This is a genomic window from Pseudomonas sp. A (assembly GCF_056270345.1).
Genome location: NZ_CM149873.1, coordinates 5687541 through 5706150, shown reverse-complemented (window position 1 = coordinate 5706150; position 18610 = coordinate 5687541). Strand labels below are relative to the sequence as shown.

The window sequence follows — 18610 nt, the reverse complement described above, 5'->3', positions numbered from 1 at the left end:
CCTGCAATGAAAAAGTTCTTCAGCCTGATCGCCACCCTGCTGGTGCTGGTCGCTGCCGTGGCGATCGGCCGTCAGCTGTGGCTGCACTACATGACCACGCCGTGGACCCGCGACGGCCGGGTGCGCGCCGACATCATCAACGTCGCCGCCGATGTGCCGGGCTATGTGGTGGACGTGCCGGTCAAGGACAACCAGCGAGTGAAGAAGGGCGATGTGCTGATCCGCATCGATGCCGAGCACTACCAGTTGGCGGTGGACCAGGCCAAGGCACTGGTGGCCTCGCGCAAGGCCACTTGGGAAATGCGCAAGGTCAACGCCAGGCGCCGCGCCGATCTGGACAACCTGGTGATCTCCAAGGAGAACCGCGATGACGCCAGCAACATCGCCAGCTCGGCACTGGCCGACTACCAGCATGCCCAGGCCCGGCTGGCGGCCGCCGAGCTGAACCTCAAGCGCACGCAGATCGTCGCCACCGTCGATGGCTACGTGACCAACCTGAACATCCACAAGGGCGACTACGCCCGCACCGGCGAGGCGGTGATGGCGGTGGTGGATGAGCAGTCGTTCTGGGTGTACGGCTTTTTCGAGGAGACCAAGTTGCCCCATGTGAAGGTGGGCGATGTGGCCGAGCTGCAGATGATGAGCGGCGAGCGGATCAAGGGGCATGTGGAGAGCATCGCCCGGGGCATCTACGACCGCGACAACCCGCAGAGTCGTGAGCTGATCGCCGATGTGAACCCAACCTTCAACTGGGTGCGCCTGGCGCAGCGGGTGCCGGTGCGGATCCATATCGATGAAGTGCCGGAAGGATTCCTGCTGGCGGCTGGGACGACCTGTACGGTGGTGGTTAAACCGGGCGAGGAATGATCCGGTTCTTGCGCTGACGCCGTTGATGGATTGGTGGGCAGGTGTCAGCGCTTGAGGGTGGCGTTGAATCGAGCTGTTGCCGCGGTCGCTTCCTGCAACAGTTGGTCCCAGTCATCAGGAGGGTGTCCGCTGCCCAGCATGCGACGGAACACTCTGTAGGCATCGTCACTGCTTTCGTAAGCGTGTTTGCTGTCGTCATCGTTCACCCACGCCAACACGATGATCTTGCTGGAGGCGTGATAGCGATAAAACAAGCGGTATTGCTGGAAGAACTTTGCACGAAACCAGTGCTTGTGTTCCGCGCCCAGTGTGCCGCCCATTCGATGGTCAGCGTTGCCAGGCGCCTGGGCAATGACGTCGAAGGCCAAGCGTCTGACGGCCTTCAATCGTTTTGCCGCATTTTTCTTTACGTAGCCGACCGGATCCTTCTTCTGAAGCACTTCGACTTCATCGATGAGTGCCTCCAGTTTGTCGAGAAAGAGGGGGTGGGCGAACACGCTCCAGCCATGCACGCAAAGAGGTTTGCGCCTCGTTTCAGTCATTCATCATCCGCCGAGAGAGGTTGATCGAGATCGATTTCAACGTCGCCCACCAGTGCATCCAGGCGAGCGACGAGCTCTGCATCGACAACCTTCAATCGTTGCGGATTCGTGGCGATATCCCGGGCCAGGAAATCCAGGAATTGCCCCACGGCGGGGTCTTCCTCGGCTGTCTCTGCGCGGGTCAGTATTACCGCTCCGTCGGGGCGGATCGAGTAGTGAATCTTGTCACGCTTTTTCAGGCCCAATGCGCGGCGAACGGTTTCGGGGACCGTCGTCTGGTAGCGCTCGGTCAGGGTCGACTCGGCTTCGAAGGTAGTGGCCATGATCAGAAGTCCGCGAGGGGATAATATCGATCAAGGTAATGCGAGTGCATTACCTGGTCAATGCAGTTGCATTACCTGGTGTGACCTGCCTGATCAACGGCTTTCCTGGCTCAAGCGGCCCCAACCAGCACTGGGACTTGTACCCGGTCGATCACCTTGGCACTGATTGACGGATCCAGCAGCCTTCCGACCCGCGACAGGTGGCGGTGGCCAATGATGATCAGCTCGCATTCAAGCTCCCGGGCCTTGGTGATGATCGCCTCCACCGGCTGGCCGGCGACCATGCAGCCCAGGCTGTCGAACCCGGCTTCGCGCAGCGTGCCCACGGCGCTGTTCACGGCGTGCTCGGCCAGTTGCTGTTCGTCGCAGGCGGCGGGGTATTCCTCCAGCTCCTCTTCGGTGTAGGCCGTACGGTGGTCGTGCACGGCAAAGGTAGCGTCGATGGCCAGCAGCACGTGCAGGGTGTGTTCACCCGGGCGACAGTAGCGACGGGCGAGGTCGAGCAGGGCGTGGCTGGCGGGGGAGGCGTCGATGGCAATCAGGACCGGGCGGGGCATGGGGGTTCCTTGCAGGGCGGTGACATTCTTAAACGCTGGATCTCCCTATCGCGGGGCAAGCCCGCTCCCACGAGTGTTTTGCGAATGGCGTGGGAGCGGGCTTGCCCCGCGAGAGGGCCGGTACAGGTTGACGCATCGACCGGCCGGGATAAATGGCCCTCCATGCACGGTGCCATTGCGCCTGACGCAATCCACCAACCTGATACCATCGCGTTTCCCACAGCTGTCACGGAAAACGGCCATGCAACTCCCGGACATGAACCTGCTCGTCGCCCTCGACGCCCTGCTCGACGAAGGCAGCGTGGTCGGCGCTGCCCAGCGCATGAACCTGAGCCCGGCGGCCATGAGCCGCACGCTGGGGCGCATCCGCGAGGCCATGGGCGACCCGATCCTGGTGCGCGCTGGCCGTGGCCTGGTACCGACGCCCCGGGCACTGGCCCTGCGCGACCAGGTACGGGCGCTGGTGGAGCAGGCCGGTCTGGTGTTTCGCAGTGGCGACGAGGTCGACCTGCCGAACCTCGACCGGGCCTTCAACATCCGTACCAACGACCTGTTCATCGCCCTGTACGGTGCGCGCCTGCTGCACATGATGCTCGAACAGGCACCGAACACCGTGCTGCGCTTCGTCCCCGAGCACCAGGGCGACGACGACCTGGTGCTGCGCCACGGGCAGATCGACCTGGTGGTCAGTTCGAGCATCGACATGGGACCGGAGATCAAGGTGCAGAGCCTGTTCGACACCTGGTTCGTCGGACTGGCCCGGGCCGACCACCCGATCTTCGACGCCGAGATCACCCCGCAGCGCTTTGCCCGCTACCCGCAGATCAGTGTGTCGCGGCGCGGGCGGGCCAATGGGCCGATCGACGTGGAGCTGGGCGCCCATGGCGTGCAGCGCAGGGTGGCGCTGATCACGCCGAGCTTTCATTCGGCAATGTTCTCGTTGCCGGAGTCGGACCTGATCCTGCCGATGCCGGCGAACATCCTCGGCAGCGTGACCAAGTTCGGCCTGCCGCTGCGCTCGTTCGAGATCCCGGTGCCGCTGGAGCGGGTGCGGGTGATGCAGGCCTGGCATCCGCGGTTCGACAACGACCCGGCGCATCGCTGGCTGCGCCAGACCATGCGCGCCTGCTGCGCGGGCGAGCCCACGCCAGCCTCAAACCCTGCGCGTTCTCGGTAGGAGCGGCCTTGTGCCGCGAAAGGGCCGCATAGCGGCCCCGGATTTCGGCGTTAACGCAAAAATCGCTGGGGCTGCTTTGCAGCCCTTTCGCGGCACGAGGCCGCTCCTACAGGGGATGCGCATTTTTCATGGATTGCGTCTGACGCAACATAAACCTTCCAACAAGTCAGTTTTCGTCAGCATTCGACCTTCATAGACTTGCTCCAGCCCTGAATTTGTTGCTGGAGATGTCTATCCATGAGTTCCCTGACCGCGCCTACTGCCGCGCTGGTCGCCCCTGCGCAGACGGCGTTCGGCCTGCGGGTGGTGGTCGGCCTGTTCGGCGTGTTGCTAGCGGTGCTGTGCGCCGGGCTCAACGAGGCGGTGACCAAGATTTCGCTAAGCGACATCCGTGGTGCCATGGGCATCGGGGCTGACGAAGGCGCCTGGCTGCTGGCGGTGTATGCCGCCGCCTCGGTCTCGGCCATGGCCTTTGCGCCCTGGTTGGCGACCACCTTCTCGTTGCGCCGTTTCACCATGAGCGCCGTCGGCGTGTTCGCCGTGCTCGGCCTGATCCAACCCTTCGCCCCCAACCTGCACAGCCTGATGCTGCTGCGCGTGCTGCAAGGCTTCGCCTCGGGCGCCTTGCCGCCGATGCTGATGAGCGTGGCGCTGCGTTTCCTGCCGCCGGGCATCAAGGTCTACGGCCTGGCCTGCTATGCCCTGACCGCCACCTTCGGACCGAACCTGGGCACGCCGTTGGCGGGCCTGTGGACCGAATACGTCGGCTGGCAATGGGCGTTCTGGCAGATCATCCTGCCGTCGCTGCTGGCGATCGCCTGCGTCGGCTGGGGCCTGCCCCAGGACCCGCTGCGCCTCGAGCGCTTCAGGCAACTGGACTGGCGTGGCGTGTTGCTCGGCCTGCCAGCGATCAGCTGTATCGTCCTCGGCCTGTCGCTGGGCGACCGCTGGGGCTGGTTCGATTCGCCGCTGATCTGCTGGTTGCTCGGCGGCGGCGTATTGCTGCTGGTGCTGTTCATGTTCAACGAATGGTCCGAGCCGCTGCCGTTCTTCCAGTTGCGCATGCTCACGCGGCGCAACCTGAGCTTCGCTCTGGTGACCCTGGCCGGGGTGCTGATCGTGCTTTCGGGGGTGGGCAGCATTCCGTCCGCCTACCTGGCGCAGATCCAGGGCTATCGCCCGGCGCAGACCAGCCCGTTGATGATGCTGGTGGCCATGCCGCAGCTGATCGCCCTGCCGTTGACCGCGGCGCTGTGCAACATCCGCGCGGTGGACTGCCGCTGGGTGCTGGCGACGGGCCTGGCCATGCTGGCGGTCTCGTGCGTGGGCAGCAGCCTGCTGACCTCGCAGTGGATCCGCGGCGATTTCTATCCGTTCTACCTGCTGCAGGTGTTCGGCCAACCCATGGCGGTGCTGCCGCTGCTGATGCTTTCCACCAATGGCATGACCCCGCAGGAAGGCCCGTTCGCCTCCGCCTGGTTCAACACGGTCAAGGGCCTGTCGGCGGTGATCGCCGGCGGTCTGCTCGACGCCCTGGGTACCCTGCGCCGGCATTTTCATTCCAACCACCTGGTCGACAGCCTGGGCAACGCGCCATTGATCGACGACAACGCCGTTGGCCTGGCCAAGCGCATCCATGAACAGGCCCTGGTGCTGACCTCGGCCGACCTTTACCTGGTGATGGCGGGCATCGCCGTCGCCCTGATCTGCCTGATCCCCTTCGTGCCTACCCGGATCTTCCCGCCGCGTGCGGTGGCCTGAATCCGTGGATGAATCCGAGACCTTGAAATGACCAACAACCGCAAGACAATCCTTATCGGCTCGGTGCTCGCCGTGGCCGTGCTGGCCGCCATCGTCGGCCCCTGGATGTTCGGCAGCGACCACCGCCAGAGCACCAACGACGCCTACGTGACCGCCGACTACACCGTGGTCGCGCCGAAGGTGGCGGGCTTCATCAAGGAAGTGCTGGTGGAGGACAACCAGCAGGTGAAGGCCGGGCAGTTACTGGCGACCATCGACCCACGGGACTACCAGGCCGCCCTCGACGCGGCCCAGGCCCAGTTGCTGGTGGCCAGGGCGCAGAGCCTGGATGCCCGCGCCACCCTCGAGCGCCAGGCGGCGCTGATCGCCCAGGCCGAGGCCGCGGTGAAGGCGGCCCAGGCCGAGGCCGCGTTCGCCGATCACGAAGTGACCCGCTACAGCCGCCTGGCCGAGCAGGGCGCCGGCACCGTGCAGAACGCCCAGCAGGCGCGCAGCGGCGTTGACCAGGCCCGTGCCCGGCTGGCCAACACCCAGGCGGCGCTGGTGGCGACGCGCAAGCAGGTGGATATCCTCGACGCCCAGGTGGCCAGTGCCGATGGCCAGCTGAAACGGGCCGAGGCCGGCCTGGAGAAAGCCCGGCTGGATCTGTCCTACACCCGCATTGCTGCGCCGGTGGACGGCATGGTCGGTGAGCGCGCCCTGCGCGTCGGCGCCTACGTCAATCCGGGCGCACGACTGTTGTCGGTGGTGCCGCTGGAGCGCGCCTACATCGTCGGCAATTTCCAGGAGACCCAGCTGACCCACGTTCAGCCGGGCCAGCCGGTGAGCATCAGCGTCGATACCTTCTCCGGCGAGAAACTCCACGGCCGCGTCGAGAGCATCGCCCCGGCCACGGGGGTGACCTTCGCGGCGGTGAAGCCGGACAACGCCACCGGCAACTTCACCAAGGTGGTGCAGCGTATTCCGGTGAAGATTGTCTTTGACGATGGCCAGCCGTTGCTGGAGCGCCTGCGGGTGGGCATGTCGGTGGAGGCGGTCATCGACACCCAGGGCGACAAGTTGGCCGGTAAAGAGGTGACGGCGCGATGAGCAATGTGGTTGAAAAAATTGAGAGTGCCGGGGCTGCTGCGCAGCCCTTTCGCGGCACAAGGCCGCTCCTACAGGCGACCGCGATCCTTTGTAGGAGCGGCCTTGCGCCGCGAAAGGGGCGCGCAGCGGCCCCCTTGCTGCTGGCCGCGATGCTGGCCGGCTGCACCCTCGGACCGGATTTCCAGAGCCCGTCCAGCGAAGCGCCTCGGGATTGGGCCTCGTTGCAAAGTGAGGCAGCGGCCAGCCAGCCGGTAGCCGAACCGCTGGAACTGCGCTGGTGGGACAGCTTTCACGACGCCCAGCTGAGCGCGTTGATCCAGCAGGTCGCCGAACGCAATCTCGACCTGCAGATGGCCAGCGCCCGCCTGCTGCAAAGCCGCGCCTTGCGTAGCACCGTGGCGGCCGACGAGATGCCTTCGGTGGATGCAAACGCAGGCTACAGCCGGGCGCGTAACAGCGCCGAAGGATTGAACGACCCCTCCGGCAAGGCCGGCAAGTCGGCGTATAACTTGTGGCAAGGCGATCTGGTCGCCGGTTGGGAACTGGACCTGTGGGGGCGTGTGCGCCGTCAAGTCGAGGCCGCCGATGCGACCGTGGCGGTCGCCGAGAACGATCGCCGTGGCGTGCTGCTGGCGCTGCTGTCGGAAACCGCCGGCAACTACATCCAGCTGCGCGCCGTGCAGCACACCCTGGACATCACCCAGGACAACCTCAAGGTTGCCCGGCACAGCCTGAAGCTGTCCGAAGGCCGCCAGGCCGAAGGTGTCGCCACCCGGCTCGACGTCGCCCAGGCCAGCGCCCAGGTGGCGTCGATCGAGGCGCGCCTGCCGACCTTGGAGGCCCGCCGCGACGACCTGATCAATGCCCTGAGCCTGCTTGCCGCCGAACCGCCGCGCAGCTTGCAGTCCCAGCTGCTGCAGGGCGGCGAATTGCCCGCGCCGCAGCAGCGCTTTGCCATCGGCGTGCCGTCGGAGCTGGCCGAGCGCCGTCCGGATATCCGCCAGGCCGAGGCCCGGTTGCATGCGGCCACCGCCAGCATCGGCGTGGCCAAGGCCGATTTCTATCCGAGCATCCGCCTGTCCGGAAGTGTCGGTTTCCAGGCCATGCAGTTGTCCGATTTCGGTGCCTGGGATTCGCGCAGGTTCGCCTTCGGGCCGCAGCTGTCGTTGCCGATCTTCGAGGGCGGACGGCTCAAGGGCCAGTTGGAACTGCGCGAGGCTCAGCAGCAGGAAGCGGCGCTGAACTACCGCAAGGTGGTGCTCGGCGCCTGGCATGAGATCGACGATGTGCTGCGCCTGTACAACGCCAGCCAGTTGCGTCGCGATCACCTGGCCGAGGCGGTGCGGCAGAACCGCATCGCCCTGGAGACCGCGCAGCGCCAGTATGTGGAAGGGGCTGTGGACTTTCTCAACGTGCTGACGGTGCAGTCGGCGTTGCTGGCCAGCGAGGAGCAGTGGATCGACAGCTCGGCGGCGGTGTCGCAGGCGCTGGTGGGGCTGTACAAGGCGCTGGGCGGTGGCTGGCAGGCGTTCGACCAGGTCTGAGCAGCATCGCGGGGCAAGCCCGCTTCCACGCATACCTGGGAGCCCCCGTGGGAGCGGGCTTGCCCCGCGACGACGTCAGAGCGGTCGCAACAATCCGAAGCGCTTGCGCAATACCCAATCCAGCAGGCGCTGTGGCAACAGCCGGGCCATCAACGGCAGGGCCGTGCTGCCATTGCCGATACGCACCAGTGCAGGCACAGGCGATTTGCGCGTCGCCGCCAGCAACCCCTGGGCGAACACCGCCGCCGACGTCGGCCGGTCCTGCGACGCTCGCGCCCGCGCCTGTACCTGTTCGCGCAACGGCCACCACGGCGAACCGCTCGCCAGCACCTGCTCGGCCTGCTGCTGCGCATTGCTGGCGAACTGCGAGGCGATCGCGCCCGGCTGCACCTCCATGACCCTGATTCCGAAAGGCGCCAGCTCCAGGCGCAGGGCATCGCTCAGCCCGTGCACGGCGGCCTTGGACGCACAATAGGCACCGGCGAAGGGCGTCACCAGCACACCCGACACACTGCCGATGTTCACCACCAGCCCACGGGAACGGCGCAGCAGCGGGAACAGCGCCTGGGTCACGCCGACCAGGGCGAAGACGTTGGTTTCGAACTGCTGGCGCATGGCTGCGACCCCGCCGTCGAGCAGCGGGCCCATGGCGCCGTAGCCGGCGTTGTTGATCAGGATGTCGAGGCTTTGCAGCTCCTCGGCCAGGCGGGCGAGGGCTTCGGCGTCGTTCACGTCCAGTTGCCGGGCATTGAAGCCGGCAGCGGCCAGTTGTTCGACATCCTGTGCCTTGCGGGCGGTGGCCCAGACTTCATGGCCGGCATCGCGGAAGGCGTCGGCCAGGGCGCGGCCGATGCCGCTGGAACAACCGGTGATCAGGACGGTGGGCATGTAAAGGGCCTGTGATCGATAGATGGAATGGGTCGTCTGTGCCGACCTCTTCGCGGGTAAACCCGCTCCCACAGGGATCACCACAACCCTGTGGAAGCGGGTTTACCCGTGAAGAGGCCAGATCGGGCAACGAATCAATTGGCGAATGTACCTTGCAGATGCTCGGCACGAAACTCCAGGGTTTGTGGCCGATAGCCCGAGCGCAGTGGCGGCAATGGCAGGCAATCGCTCCATTCGGCGCCCGGCTGCAATTCGCCGGGGCCACGATAGCGCGGGGCGGCGTAGGTGTTCTCGGCCAGGTTCACGGTATCGCCAGGCGCATAGGCGCCGACGCGCCAGCGCAGTTCGCTGAGCGGGGCCTTGTTGCCGTTCTTCATGCGCACCTGCAGGACGCGGTCGGCGGGGCACTGCTCGGGGGCGTAGGCCAGGCGGATATCGAGGCGGGCCAGTTGCGAGGCTTCGCGGGTGTCCTGCCAGACCACGTAGAGCGCCACCAGCCCCAGGCCACAAACGGCGGCCATGGAAATCGGCAGGGCCTTGGCCGGGTAGCGCAGCAGCAGGACCAGCCAGGTGAGGACGAGCAGGGCGCCGATGATCATGGTGGGGCAGGCCTTGGTGGCGGGGGTTCGATCATCGTAGCGGGAAATGGGGATTGGCTCAAAAGCGGGAGGGCTTTGCCCTCCTTTCGCGGCACAAGGCCGCTCCTACAGAGGGAACGCAACCTCCTGTAGGAGCGGCCTTGTGCCGCGAAGCGGTTCCAACGTTTTACTGCGCGATGGTCTTCACCGAAACCCCACGTTCCACCGGCGTCGAAGTCCGCCCATACACATCCTCGAAGCGCTCGATATCATCCTCGCCCAGGTAGCTCCCGGACTGCACCTCGATGATCTCCAGCGGGATCTTGCCCGGGTTGCGCAGGCGGTGCACCGAGGCGATGGGGATATAGGTGGACTGGTTCTCGGTGAGCAGGAACACGTTCTCGTCGCAGGTCACCTCGGCGGTGCCGGACACCACGATCCAGTGCTCGGCGCGGTGGTGGTGCATCTGCAGCGACAGGCTGGCGCCGGGCTTGACGGTGATGTGCTTGACCTGGAAGCGCCCGCCCATGTCCACCGAATCGTACGAGCCCCACGGGCGGTACACCTCCAGGTGGTTCTGGGTTTCCGTGCGGCCCTGGGCGTCGAGGGTGTTGACCAGCTGCTTGACCCCCTGAACCTTGTCCTTGTGGGCGATCATCATGGCGTCCTTGGTCTCGACCACCACGATGTTCTCAAGGCCAATCACCGACACCAGCTTGCCGTTGCCGTGGATCATGCAGTTGCGGCTGTCCTGCACCACCACGTCGCCCTTGGTGACGTTGCCGTCGGCGTCCTTCTCGTGCACGTCCCACAGCGACGACCAGCAGCCGACGTCGCTCCAGCCGGCCGACAGCGGTACCACGCAGGCGCGCTGGGTCTTTTCCATCACCGCGTAGTCGATGGAGTTGTCCGGGCAGCAGGCGAAGGTGGCTTCGTCGATGCTCAGCGCATCGGCGTCCTCCTGGCTGCGTTCCAGGGCCAGCAGGCAGGTGTCGTAGATGTCCGGGTCGTGCTTTTTCAGCTCTTCGAGGAAGCGGCTGGCGCGGAACAGGAACATGCCGCTGTTCCAGAAGTAGCCGCCGGCGCGGACGAACTCGTTGGCGCGCTTCTCGTCGGGTTTCTCGACGAACTGCGCGACCCGCGCCACGCCTTCGGGCAGCAGCGCGTCCTGGCTCGAGCGGATGTAGCCGTAGCCGGTCTCGGGTTTGGTCGCCGGCACGCCGAACAGCACCATCTCGCCGCGTTCGGCGGCCACGGTGGCCAGGGCCAGGGCGCGCTGCAGGGCCTTCTGGTCCTCGATCACATGGTCGGCCGGCAGTACCAGCATCAGCTCGTCACGGCCTTCGTTGACCAGTTTCATTGCGGTCATGGCCACCGCCGGCGCGGTGTTGCGGCCGAACGGCTCCATGAGGATGGCCTGGGTTTCCAGCTTCAGCGCGTTCAGCTGCTCCTGGACGATGAACTTGTGGTCCTTGTTGCAGACCACGATGGGGGTGTCCATGCCGTCGAACACCAGGCGCTGGATGGTCTGCTGGAACAAGGTGTGCTCGCCGGTCAGGGCCAGGAACTGCTTGGGGAACTGCTTGCGCGACAGAGGCCACAGGCGCGAACCGCTACCGCCAGAAAGAATTACCGGGATCATGATGTTTCTCCAATAAGGTCGTAAGGGGCAGGAATCAGTTGGTGGCTACGGGACGGGTGACCCACACCGGCGACAGGCTGCTGCCGCTGCCGGTGACGTACAGCACGGCGGCTTCGCCGCGCGCCAGGGCGACGGGTTTGACGTCGCCGACTTTCTTGTCGCCTTGATACAGGGCCAGGTTGACCTTGACCGGATTGATCTCGCGCTCGCCACGGCCCTTGGCGGCCACGGGGCTGACCACTTCGGTCTTGCCATCGGCGGTCTTCAGGGTCAGCGACTGGTCGCTGAGGTTCTGTACCCGCACCAGGGCCTTCTGCTTGTTCTTGAACGGCGGTTCCTCGATCAGCTGAGGGTTGCCGCTGGCGCTGTTGACCAGGGTGTAGTACTTGTCGGCGGCGAGTTTCACCGGGACGCTCTTGCCGCCGACCTGGGCGGTGTAGTCACCGCCGGGCAGGAAGCTGAAGTCGCTGCTGGCCTGGGCGCCGACCTGCTTGATCTGGGTGTTGCCGACCGACGCGGCGGCGGGGCTGCCGGCGGCGTTGTACAGGCGCACGAAGGTCGAGCCCTTCGGCGCGCTTGGGCCATAGAGGGCGGCATCGGCGCCGGCGAAGGCCTGCAGCGAGGCCAGGGACAGGCCGGCGGCGAGGGTGAGGGCTTTGGCAATGGAAGTCTTGGTGGTCATGTGCGTATTCCTCTCTATCTTCAGTGGTCCGTCCGATTGGACGACAGGGCCAGGTTTTCTTCGGATTGACGGGAGTTCTTCAGCTGCGCGATCCACTGCGGATCGAAAGCGCTGAGGTCGTTCTTCATTGGCAGATACCGTTCGGGGAATTCCCACACCACGACCTGTGGCGGGGCGTTCTTGAAAGCGTCGCTTTGCAGGTACTTGAGCATCGGCAGCAGCGGGCCATGGCCGTCCTCGGCGTAATTGGCGACGTCGCTGCGCAACGCCTGCTGCAGGGCGCCGAGGAAGTTCCAGTGCGGGTTGGCGCTGTAGCTGGTGCCCACCAGCGCCACCGGGATCCGGTTGTCGGCGAACAGCGCGTCATCGCCTTCGGCCTGCACCGGGTGAGTCTTGCGCTGCTGCAGGTTGTCCGGGGACGGCAACAGGTTGCTGAACAGCGGGTCCAGCGGCAGGAAGTTGGTCAGGTCGCCCTTGTACGGCGCGGTGGCGCCGGCCTCGGTGATGAACGCCTGGGGTTCGCTGTCGAGCAGGTTCTGGCGGCTGACTGCCTCGGCGATGGACTGCGCGACCACCTCGGCGCCCATCGGCGTCCAGTGAGTGTCGGTACGCAGGAACACCTGGCCGCGGGCCTTGGCCTGCTCCAGCGGCGCCAGCAGGTCGGGGGCGAACACATTGGCCTGGCGCGCCTGGGCGTGGAAGCGGTTGAACAGCTCGTCGTGCAGGCTGGCCGGCGTCTCCTTGCCGATGTACTCGGCGTACAGGCGCGCCTTGGCCGGCACGATCGCCAGCACCAGCTGGCTGCCGTGGCGTTGCAGGGCGTCGCGGATGCCGCGCACCAACGCCAGGTTGTCCTGCATCAGCTGCTCGGCGCCGGCGGTGGGCTTGAACTCCTCGTCGCTGAACAGCCACTGGTCGCGGCCCAGCACCACGCCGGGACGGCCTTCGTTGAACAGCTTGAAGTCCAGCGCGGCCCACAGGTTGGTGCCCAGACGCTTGATCGGGAACTGCTCGTCGTAGTGGGTCTCGGCGGCCTTGGCCAGCTTGCCGTCGAGCAAGGTCATCTGCCCTGTGCGGTTGAAGCTTTCCAGCCCGCCGAGCGAGGCCACTCCCAGGCCGACCAGCAGGCCCATGAACGACAGCGAATAGGTGATGCGAAGTGTCCGGTTCATGATCGGGGCCTCAGAACTGGAAGTAGAGGAACGGTGAGTAGCTCTGCGCCGAGAGCTTGAGCACCGAGGCGGTGAACAGCAGCAGGACCAGGGCGCGGGTCATGATCCGCGTCCAGTCCAGGCCTACCGAGCCGTCGGCGTTGACCTGCACCGGGGTGGCCTTGGGTGCTGGCGTTGCGTTGCGGTAGAAGTCGCGCAGGCCGAAGAACGCCAGGGTCAGGTAGGCGACGATCAGCGTGGCCACCTGCAGGCCGGTGAGGTTGGCGCGGTTGAGCTCCGACAGCTGCCAGTCGCCGAAGCTGAACATGGCGCCGTACATGCGTGCCGCCACGTGCAGGTTCTCGGCGCGGAAGATCACCCAGCCGACCACCACCAGCAGGAACGTGAAGGCCCATTTCACCGGGTTGAAACGCTGCGGGTTGGTGTCCAGGCCCAACGCCCGCTCGATCGCCAGCCACATGCCGTGCCAGGCGCCCCAGATGATGTAGGTGAAGTTGGCGCCGTGCCACAGCCCGCCCAGCAGCATGGTCAGGAACAGGTTGCGGTAGGTGTTGAAGGTGCCTTTGCGGTTGCCGCCCAGGGTGATGTACAGGTAGTCGCGCAGCCAGGTCGACAGGCTGATGTGCCAGCGCCGCCAGAACTCGGTGATCGACTGGCTGATGTAGGGCTGCTTGAAGTTCTCCATGAAGCGAAAGCCCATCATCAGGCCCAGGCCGATGGCCATGTCGCTGTAGCCGGAGAAGTCGAAGTACAGCTGCGCGGTGTACGCCAGGGCGCCGAGCCAGGCGTCACCGGTAGTGGGGTTCTCCAGGGCGAAGCAGTGATCGGCGACCACCGCCAGGGTGTCGGCGATGAACACTTTCTTGATGAAGCCCTGCATGAAGCGGGTGCAGCCTTCGGAGAACTTGTCCAGGGTGTGGGTGCGGTTGTTGAACTGGTCGACCAGGTCCTTGAAGCGCAGCACGGGGCCGGCGATCAGGTGCGGGAAGATCGCCACGAAGGCGGCGAAGTCGATCAGGTTGCGGGTGGCCGGGGTGTCGCCGCGGTACACGTCGATGATGTAGCTGATCGACTCGAAGATGTAGAACGAGATGCCGATCGGCAGCAGCACGTGGGTGAGGATGAACGGCTCCAGCCCCATCGAGGTCATGATCGCGTTGAGGCTGTCGACGCCGAAGTTGGCGTACTTGAAGTAGCCGAGGATGCACAGGTCGACACCCACGCCGAGCAGCAGCCAGCGCTGCGCGGGCTTGGTGCGCACGCCGGCGGCGCCGACCTTCAGGCCGATCCAGTAGTTCCACAGGGTGACCCCGGCGAACAGGGCGAGGAAGTCCACCCGCCACCAGGCGTAGAAGATGTAGCTGGCAACCAGCAGCAGCAGGTTGCGATAGCGGTTCCCGCTCACGTAGTACAAGCCGAGGAAAACCGGCAGGAACAGGAACAGGAACACGTTGGACGAGAAGACCATCCCGGTTCTCCTTGTTGTTCACAGCATCCGGGGCACAGCGCCCCCCAAACCCCCCACCAAAAAAGTGGGAGATACCTAGGTCCCTGTGGGAGCGGGTTTACCCGCGAAGAGGCCGGCACAGGCACCGCACATGGCAGGTCTGGCCCTTTCGCGGGTAAACCCGCTCCCACAGGGTTGTCTATTTCTTCAAAGCAGCGCCCGGGTCATAGACCCGCGTCACATCCCCACCCAGCCTGAAACTGTTGAACGGCTGCATGTCGTGCTTGCGCGCCAAGGTGTCGCCAACGCACTGGTACAGTGCGCACCACGGCTCGAGCCAGGCGTACTTGCTGTCGATCTTCAAATCCTTCAGGTCCTGCTTCACGCCGGCGCGGGTGTTGAAATGAACAGGATCGCGGGCACCGGCCAGCACGCCTTCGCCGAGGCGTTGCAGGGCGAAGTTGTTTTCCTTGCGCAGGTCCACGCCGTTGGCCTGGGCGAAGCTGGCGATCATCGCCAGCGGCGGCAGGGCGTAGTTGTGGTAGGCCAGGGCACGCTGGCGGCGCTTGAGCTCGTTGGGCAAAAAGCCCTGCTCATCGACCTGGTTGGCGCCGACCTTGTATTCCTTCACCGCCCAGTCGAAGAGGTCCTGGCGGTCGGTGGCCACCGCGGTGGCCATCACCGACCAGGCCGCCCAGTAGCTGTGGTTGTTGATCTTCTCCAGCGGCAGGTCGCTCCAGTCACGCACGGTCTGCCGGGCCAGGCGCACGAACCATTTCTCGATCTGCTCGGCCTCGGCCCGGTGCGCCGCCAGTGGCTGCGAGTTGGAGAACTTCAGGCGCAGCCACGACCCGCTCATGCTACCCAGCGCCCATTTGCGCATGGACTTGCCGGTGTGGTTGTAATCGGTGGACATCAGCGCATCGGCGCGCGCCCAGGTGTCGAGCCAGGTCAGTGCGCAGTCCAGTTGCGCCGGGCGGCCATCGCGCATGTACTGGCCGACCATCTTGCTCACGCCCTTCTCGAGGGTGGTGATGTCCTCGGTGGATTTGCGAAAGGCTTTTTCCGAGGCGGCATTGAGCGTCGCCCGGGCCTTGTCCGAGCCTTCGTACTTGCTGCGGAACACCAGCGCGCCGGTATAGGGCTTGGGTGCGGCCTCGCAGCGGAAATTGCCGTCGCCGGTCTTGAGTTTCTCGATGCCCTCGTAGTAACCCTGGGGCGGTACCAGCGCGGCCTGCGCCGCACCGCCGAACAGGGCGAGGGCGAGCAAAGCGGGTGCGGTCTTGCGGTGGATGGAAGTCATGCTTGCCTCACTGGCCGGCCTGCGCGGTGTGCTGCGCGGGGCTGGCGAAGTTGTTGCGTTTGCAGAGTTTGGCTTCGACTTTCTGCGTGCCGCTTTCCGGCCCCTGGACCTCCAGGGCGAGCAGGTTCTGGCCTGCCCAGTCTTCGTCCTCGCGCATCTGGAAGACGAAGCGTCCATCGGTGTCGGAGGTCTCGGGCTTCTCGATCTTGATGTCCTCGTGGCGGCCGTTGAGGTACCACAGAGTGGCCTGCAGCACTTTCACCGAGGTGTCCTCGAACTTGATGTCGAGCTGGTGGTTGCGGTTGACCAGGTCCTTGATCACGCCATTCTTGCCGTTGACCATCAGCTCGTTCTTGCCGGGCTTGAGGGTGGCGCTGGCGCTCATCTGCGCGGGACGGTCGTCGCAGCCGTCGTCGAGCAGGCCGAGGATCTGCCGCCAGATGGTTTCCTGGTCGAGGCGGTAGAGCGGGGAGAACTCCCAGACCAGGATCTTCGGCGGGTTGTTCTGGAACTCCTCGCTGCCCAGGTACTGGATCATCGAACCTTCCAGACCGCCCCCGGGGAAGGCGACGTTGAGCACATCGGCGCCAATGTACTGCTCGAGGAAGCCCGAGAAGTTGTAGTTCTTGCCGCTGTGGCTGGTGCCCACCAAGGTGATCTGCGCGTTGCCCGAATCACCGAACAGGTCGTCGCCGCCGCTGGCGCCGCCCTTGGGCTCGGTGGCGAACTGGTCCATGTACTGCACCGCGTAGCTGGTGCCGCACAGCTGGCCGGCGACGTTGTGCAGGGTGCCGGTCTTGCCCATGCGTCCGGACTTCCTGGTCTCGAATTCCTTGCGCGGGATGCCTTCGAAGGCCGGCATCTGGTGCACGGTGTCGGCGACGATTTTCGCCGCGCGCTCGGCGCCGTAGGGCGTCCAGTGCTGGTCGCCGCGGAAGTAGAAGTCCTTGCCCTGGTCGGCCGCGGCCAATTGCTCGTTGGTCAGCGGCGACAGGTCGGGCACGTTGTAGCCCATCTTGGCGAAGCGCTGGAGCATGGCCTGGTAGTTGCGCAGTGCCTTCTGGTAATCGAAGGCGGCCTTCTCTTCGGGGTTGAGCATGTTGCGGTTCACCAGGCCGCGAGTCGGCTGGTACACCACCACCAGCTCGACGCCGCGCTTCTTGAACGCGTCGTGCACCTGCTGCAGGCGCTTGTAGCCGCCCGGGGTGGTGTCGAATTCGGTGCGCAGGTCTTCGCGGGTACGGAACAGCCAGTCGCCCTGGGCCTGCACCAGAGTGGTGAAGTTCTGCTGGTAGCGCGTGGTGTAGCGGCTGGCGTCGTGGGCTTCGGGGCACAGCTGGCAGCAGGGCTCGGCGCTGAAGGTCGGCGCCTTGACCTCGTCGGCGCGCACGCCCTGGCTGATGGCCAGGAGGGCGGCGGACAGGCCCAGCAGTTTCATCAGGTGTGGAGTCATGGTCTGGGCTTCCTTAGTCGATCATTTCGGTCTGGCGTTCGACCGGGTCGATCAGCACGGCCTTCTGCTGGCGCACCAGCAGGTCGAGGATTTCGTCCTGGCGCTCGCCGAGCACGCCGTTGAAGCTGATGCCGTTGGCCTTGCGCGGCATCAGCATCGACACCTTGTACAGCTCCACCGACAGGGGCGAATCGATCGACAGCGGGCCGGAGCCGTTGGCCGCCAGCTCGCCGCCGACCACGATCAGCGACACCTTGGTGTCGAACGGGTCGAGGGCGATGTCGCGGTCGGTGTCGGAGAGGTCCTTGATGTGTCCGTACACGCCCACCAGACCGTTGGCCATGGCGACGTTCTCGTACAGGCGGATGTTCACGCTGTTGCGCACGCGGATGCCGTGGCGGCGGTTGTTGATCAGCTTGTTGCCCCAGATCAGGTTGTCGCCGCTCTCGTACAGGGTGATGCCGTCGGTATGGTTGCGGTAGATCTCGTTGTAGGCGATCAGGTTGTTGACGCTGTTGCGGTCGATCACCACGCCCGAGAGCTTGTTGTCGTAGCTCTTGTTGTTGATGATCCAGCTGTCGTTGACCTCGCGCGAAACGATGATCCCGTGCTTCTTCTTGGTGCCGTACACGGTGTTGCCGGCGATGATCAGGCGGTGCGAACGGTCGTGGGGGTCGATGCCGTAGACGATGTTGTCGCGGTAGGTCGAGTCCTTGATCACGAAGTCCTGGGTCTCGTAGCAGTAGAAGCCGTACCACATGTCGCTGAACTCGGAGCCGATGATCCAGCCGGTGGGTTCCGGGCGGCCCATCTGCTTGGCCATGTTCGGCGTGTACTGCGAGATGCTCACGCCGTACGACTTGGACTTGGCGTAGCCGAAGCTGGCCATCTTGCTGTTGACGATATAGGTCTCGGTGCCGCCCCAGCTGAGCAGGAACGGGCGGAATTCATCGGGCTTGCGGAAGGTTGCCGGGCCGTTGGCCTGCTCGCGCCAGCCGGTCACCCGGGTATCGCTGACGAACAGCTTGCCGTCGTTGACGATGAACGAGCCGGCCTCTTCGGACAGGCGCAGCTCCTTGACCTTGCCGTCGATCTCCAGCACGCCCTTGCGCCCGACCACGATCGGCAGGCGGGCGAGGTAGACCCCCGGCGCGGTCTCGCGCAGGTACTGGTCGGGCACCTTTTTGCTCAGTTCCACCAGGTCGACATGCCCGTCATCGACGAAGATCGCCTGGGGAATGCCGTGCTGGCGCCGCACCCACTCGGCGCCCTTATTGTCGCCGCCGATGAACTCCTTGAGGGTGTCCTCCTGGAGCATGCGGCGCACGCTGACCTTGCCCTTGTGGCGGCGGTCGATCTTCTTCTGCACGGCCTCGGCGGTGTAGCCGGAGAGGTCGGGCAGCTTGGGCGGGTCCATCAGCAGTGGCTCGATCGGCGCACTGGCAACGGTGTAGGTCTTGGCCTGTTGCAGCCCCTTGGCCATTTCCGGCTCGGCGGCCTGGGCCAGGCCTGCGGCCAGCAGCAGGGCGCTGGCCAGCAGGCTGTGGCGAAGGTTCGGGTGCAGGTTCATGTCAAATCCTCTCCC

Annotated in this window: 17 protein-coding genes; 5 read left to right on the top strand and 12 right to left on the bottom strand. The window is 65.3% G+C overall.

Annotated elements, in window-relative coordinates:
• Positions 1–6 precede the first annotated feature (6 nt).
• A complete protein-coding gene (locus AC0MAZ_RS25450; RefSeq protein ID WP_475859609.1) occupies positions 7–867 on the top strand; it encodes an efflux RND transporter periplasmic adaptor subunit in 861 nt (286 codons plus the stop codon).
• Positions 868–911: 44 nt separating this feature from the next.
• On the opposite strand, the gene AC0MAZ_RS25445 is transcribed toward AC0MAZ_RS25450, so the two are convergent.
• The 3 genes from AC0MAZ_RS25445 to AC0MAZ_RS25435 all read right to left on the bottom strand — a co-directional run bounded on the left by AC0MAZ_RS25445 (position 912) and on the right by AC0MAZ_RS25435 (position 2289).
• Positions 912–1409 (bottom strand): type II toxin-antitoxin system YhaV family toxin, encoded by a 498-nt coding sequence (locus tag AC0MAZ_RS25445; RefSeq protein WP_203650632.1) that lies wholly within the window; start codon positions 1407–1409, stop codon positions 912–914.
• Positions 1406–1732, bottom strand: coding sequence for a type II toxin-antitoxin system PrlF family antitoxin (locus AC0MAZ_RS25440; RefSeq protein WP_050704328.1), 327 nt, complete (start codon positions 1730–1732; stop codon positions 1406–1408). The genes AC0MAZ_RS25445 and AC0MAZ_RS25440 overlap by 4 nt, the downstream gene beginning before the upstream one ends.
• 110 nt (positions 1733–1842) lie before the next feature.
• Positions 1843–2289 carry a universal stress protein gene (locus AC0MAZ_RS25435; RefSeq protein WP_475859606.1) on the bottom strand — a complete coding sequence of 149 codons (447 nt, stop codon included), beginning with the start codon at positions 2287–2289 and terminating at the stop codon, positions 1843–1845.
• A gap of 241 nt (positions 2290–2530) precedes the next feature.
• Between AC0MAZ_RS25435 and AC0MAZ_RS25430 the strand changes: the two genes are divergently transcribed.
• The 4 genes from AC0MAZ_RS25430 to AC0MAZ_RS25415 all read left to right on the top strand — a co-directional run bounded on the left by AC0MAZ_RS25430 (position 2531) and on the right by AC0MAZ_RS25415 (position 7860).
• Positions 2531–3466 (top strand): LysR family transcriptional regulator, encoded by a 936-nt coding sequence (locus tag AC0MAZ_RS25430; RefSeq protein WP_234561618.1) that lies wholly within the window; start codon positions 2531–2533, stop codon positions 3464–3466.
• A 237-nt stretch (positions 3467–3703) separates the two neighbouring features.
• Positions 3704–5227 (top strand): MFS transporter, encoded by a 1524-nt coding sequence (locus tag AC0MAZ_RS25425; protein WP_475859605.1) that lies wholly within the window; start codon positions 3704–3706, stop codon positions 5225–5227.
• Positions 5228–5254: 27 nt separating this feature from the next.
• Positions 5255–6316: an HlyD family secretion protein gene (locus AC0MAZ_RS25420; RefSeq protein WP_475859603.1), complete on the top strand. Its 1062-nt coding sequence runs from the start codon at positions 5255–5257 to the stop codon at positions 6314–6316.
• A gap of 149 nt (positions 6317–6465) precedes the next feature.
• Positions 6466–7860 (top strand): efflux transporter outer membrane subunit, encoded by a 1395-nt coding sequence (locus tag AC0MAZ_RS25415; protein ID WP_232855759.1) that lies wholly within the window; start codon positions 6466–6468, stop codon positions 7858–7860.
• A 75-nt stretch (positions 7861–7935) separates the two neighbouring features.
• Here AC0MAZ_RS25415 and AC0MAZ_RS25410 read toward each other — a convergent pair whose 3' ends face one another.
• The 9 genes from AC0MAZ_RS25410 to algG all read right to left on the bottom strand — a co-directional run bounded on the left by AC0MAZ_RS25410 (position 7936) and on the right by algG (position 18595).
• On the bottom strand, positions 7936–8748 hold the full coding sequence (locus AC0MAZ_RS25410; protein WP_203650642.1) for an SDR family oxidoreductase: 813 nt from the start codon (positions 8746–8748) through the stop codon (positions 7936–7938).
• Positions 8749–8882: 134 nt separating this feature from the next.
• Positions 8883–9347, bottom strand: coding sequence for a multidrug transporter (locus AC0MAZ_RS25405; RefSeq protein WP_203650644.1), 465 nt, complete (start codon positions 9345–9347; stop codon positions 8883–8885).
• A 166-nt stretch (positions 9348–9513) separates the two neighbouring features.
• Entirely contained in the window at positions 9514–10968 is a 1455-nt protein-coding gene (locus AC0MAZ_RS25400; RefSeq protein WP_203650646.1) for a mannose-1-phosphate guanylyltransferase/mannose-6-phosphate isomerase, read from the bottom strand.
• 34 nt (positions 10969–11002) lie between these two features.
• A complete protein-coding gene (locus AC0MAZ_RS25395; RefSeq protein WP_203650648.1) occupies positions 11003–11650 on the bottom strand; it encodes an alginate O-acetyltransferase AlgF in 648 nt (215 codons plus the stop codon).
• A 20-nt stretch (positions 11651–11670) separates the two neighbouring features.
• Positions 11671–12822, bottom strand: coding sequence for an alginate O-acetyltransferase (locus AC0MAZ_RS25390; protein ID WP_203650650.1), 1152 nt, complete (start codon positions 12820–12822; stop codon positions 11671–11673).
• Positions 12823–12832: 10 nt separating this feature from the next.
• Complete coding sequence (locus tag AC0MAZ_RS25385; RefSeq protein WP_232855685.1) at positions 12833–14290, bottom strand: MBOAT family O-acyltransferase; 1458 nt, start codon at positions 14288–14290, stop codon at positions 12833–12835.
• Positions 14291–14468: 178 nt separating this feature from the next.
• A complete protein-coding gene (locus AC0MAZ_RS25380) occupies positions 14469–15572 on the bottom strand; it encodes a mannuronate-specific alginate lyase (RefSeq protein WP_475859599.1) in 1104 nt (367 codons plus the stop codon).
• Positions 15573–15579: 7 nt separating this feature from the next.
• On the bottom strand, positions 15580–17025 hold the full coding sequence (locus AC0MAZ_RS25375; RefSeq protein ID WP_203650669.1) for an alginate O-acetyltransferase: 1446 nt from the start codon (positions 17023–17025) through the stop codon (positions 15580–15582).
• A gap of 13 nt (positions 17026–17038) precedes the next feature.
• Positions 17039–18595 (bottom strand): mannuronan 5-epimerase AlgG, encoded by a 1557-nt coding sequence (gene algG, locus AC0MAZ_RS25370; protein WP_186712910.1) that lies wholly within the window; start codon positions 18593–18595, stop codon positions 17039–17041.
• Positions 18596–18610 lie beyond the last annotated feature (15 nt).

Coding starts and splice junctions, on each gene's coding strand:
- AC0MAZ_RS25425 (WP_475859605.1), top strand. CDS start 3,704: ATGAGTTCCCTGACCGCGCCTACTGCCGCGCTGGTCGCCCCTGCGCAG.
- algG (WP_186712910.1), bottom strand. CDS start 18,595: ATGAACCTGCACCCGAACCTTCGCCACAGCCTGCTGGCCAGCGCCCTG.
- AC0MAZ_RS25450 (WP_475859609.1), top strand. CDS start 7: ATGAAAAAGTTCTTCAGCCTGATCGCCACCCTGCTGGTGCTGGTCGCT.
- AC0MAZ_RS25385 (WP_232855685.1), bottom strand. CDS start 14,290: ATGGTCTTCTCGTCCAACGTGTTCCTGTTCCTGTTCCTGCCGGTTTTC.
- AC0MAZ_RS25390 (WP_203650650.1), bottom strand. CDS start 12,822: ATGAACCGGACACTTCGCATCACCTATTCGCTGTCGTTCATGGGCCTG.
- AC0MAZ_RS25420 (WP_475859603.1), top strand. CDS start 5,255: ATGACCAACAACCGCAAGACAATCCTTATCGGCTCGGTGCTCGCCGTG.
- AC0MAZ_RS25380 (WP_475859599.1), bottom strand. CDS start 15,572: ATGACTTCCATCCACCGCAAGACCGCACCCGCTTTGCTCGCCCTCGCC.
- AC0MAZ_RS25415 (WP_232855759.1), top strand. CDS start 6,466: ATGCTGGCCGGCTGCACCCTCGGACCGGATTTCCAGAGCCCGTCCAGC.
- AC0MAZ_RS25395 (WP_203650648.1), bottom strand. CDS start 11,650: ATGACCACCAAGACTTCCATTGCCAAAGCCCTCACCCTCGCCGCCGGC.
- AC0MAZ_RS25375 (WP_203650669.1), bottom strand. CDS start 17,025: ATGACTCCACACCTGATGAAACTGCTGGGCCTGTCCGCCGCCCTCCTG.
- AC0MAZ_RS25435 (WP_475859606.1), bottom strand. CDS start 2,289: ATGCCCCGCCCGGTCCTGATTGCCATCGACGCCTCCCCCGCCAGCCAC.
- AC0MAZ_RS25410 (WP_203650642.1), bottom strand. CDS start 8,748: ATGCCCACCGTCCTGATCACCGGTTGTTCCAGCGGCATCGGCCGCGCC.
- AC0MAZ_RS25440 (WP_050704328.1), bottom strand. CDS start 1,732: ATGGCCACTACCTTCGAAGCCGAGTCGACCCTGACCGAGCGCTACCAG.
- AC0MAZ_RS25445 (WP_203650632.1), bottom strand. CDS start 1,409: ATGACTGAAACGAGGCGCAAACCTCTTTGCGTGCATGGCTGGAGCGTG.
- AC0MAZ_RS25430 (WP_234561618.1), top strand. CDS start 2,531: ATGCAACTCCCGGACATGAACCTGCTCGTCGCCCTCGACGCCCTGCTC.
- AC0MAZ_RS25400 (WP_203650646.1), bottom strand. CDS start 10,968: ATGATCCCGGTAATTCTTTCTGGCGGTAGCGGTTCGCGCCTGTGGCCT.
- AC0MAZ_RS25405 (WP_203650644.1), bottom strand. CDS start 9,347: ATGATCATCGGCGCCCTGCTCGTCCTCACCTGGCTGGTCCTGCTGCTG.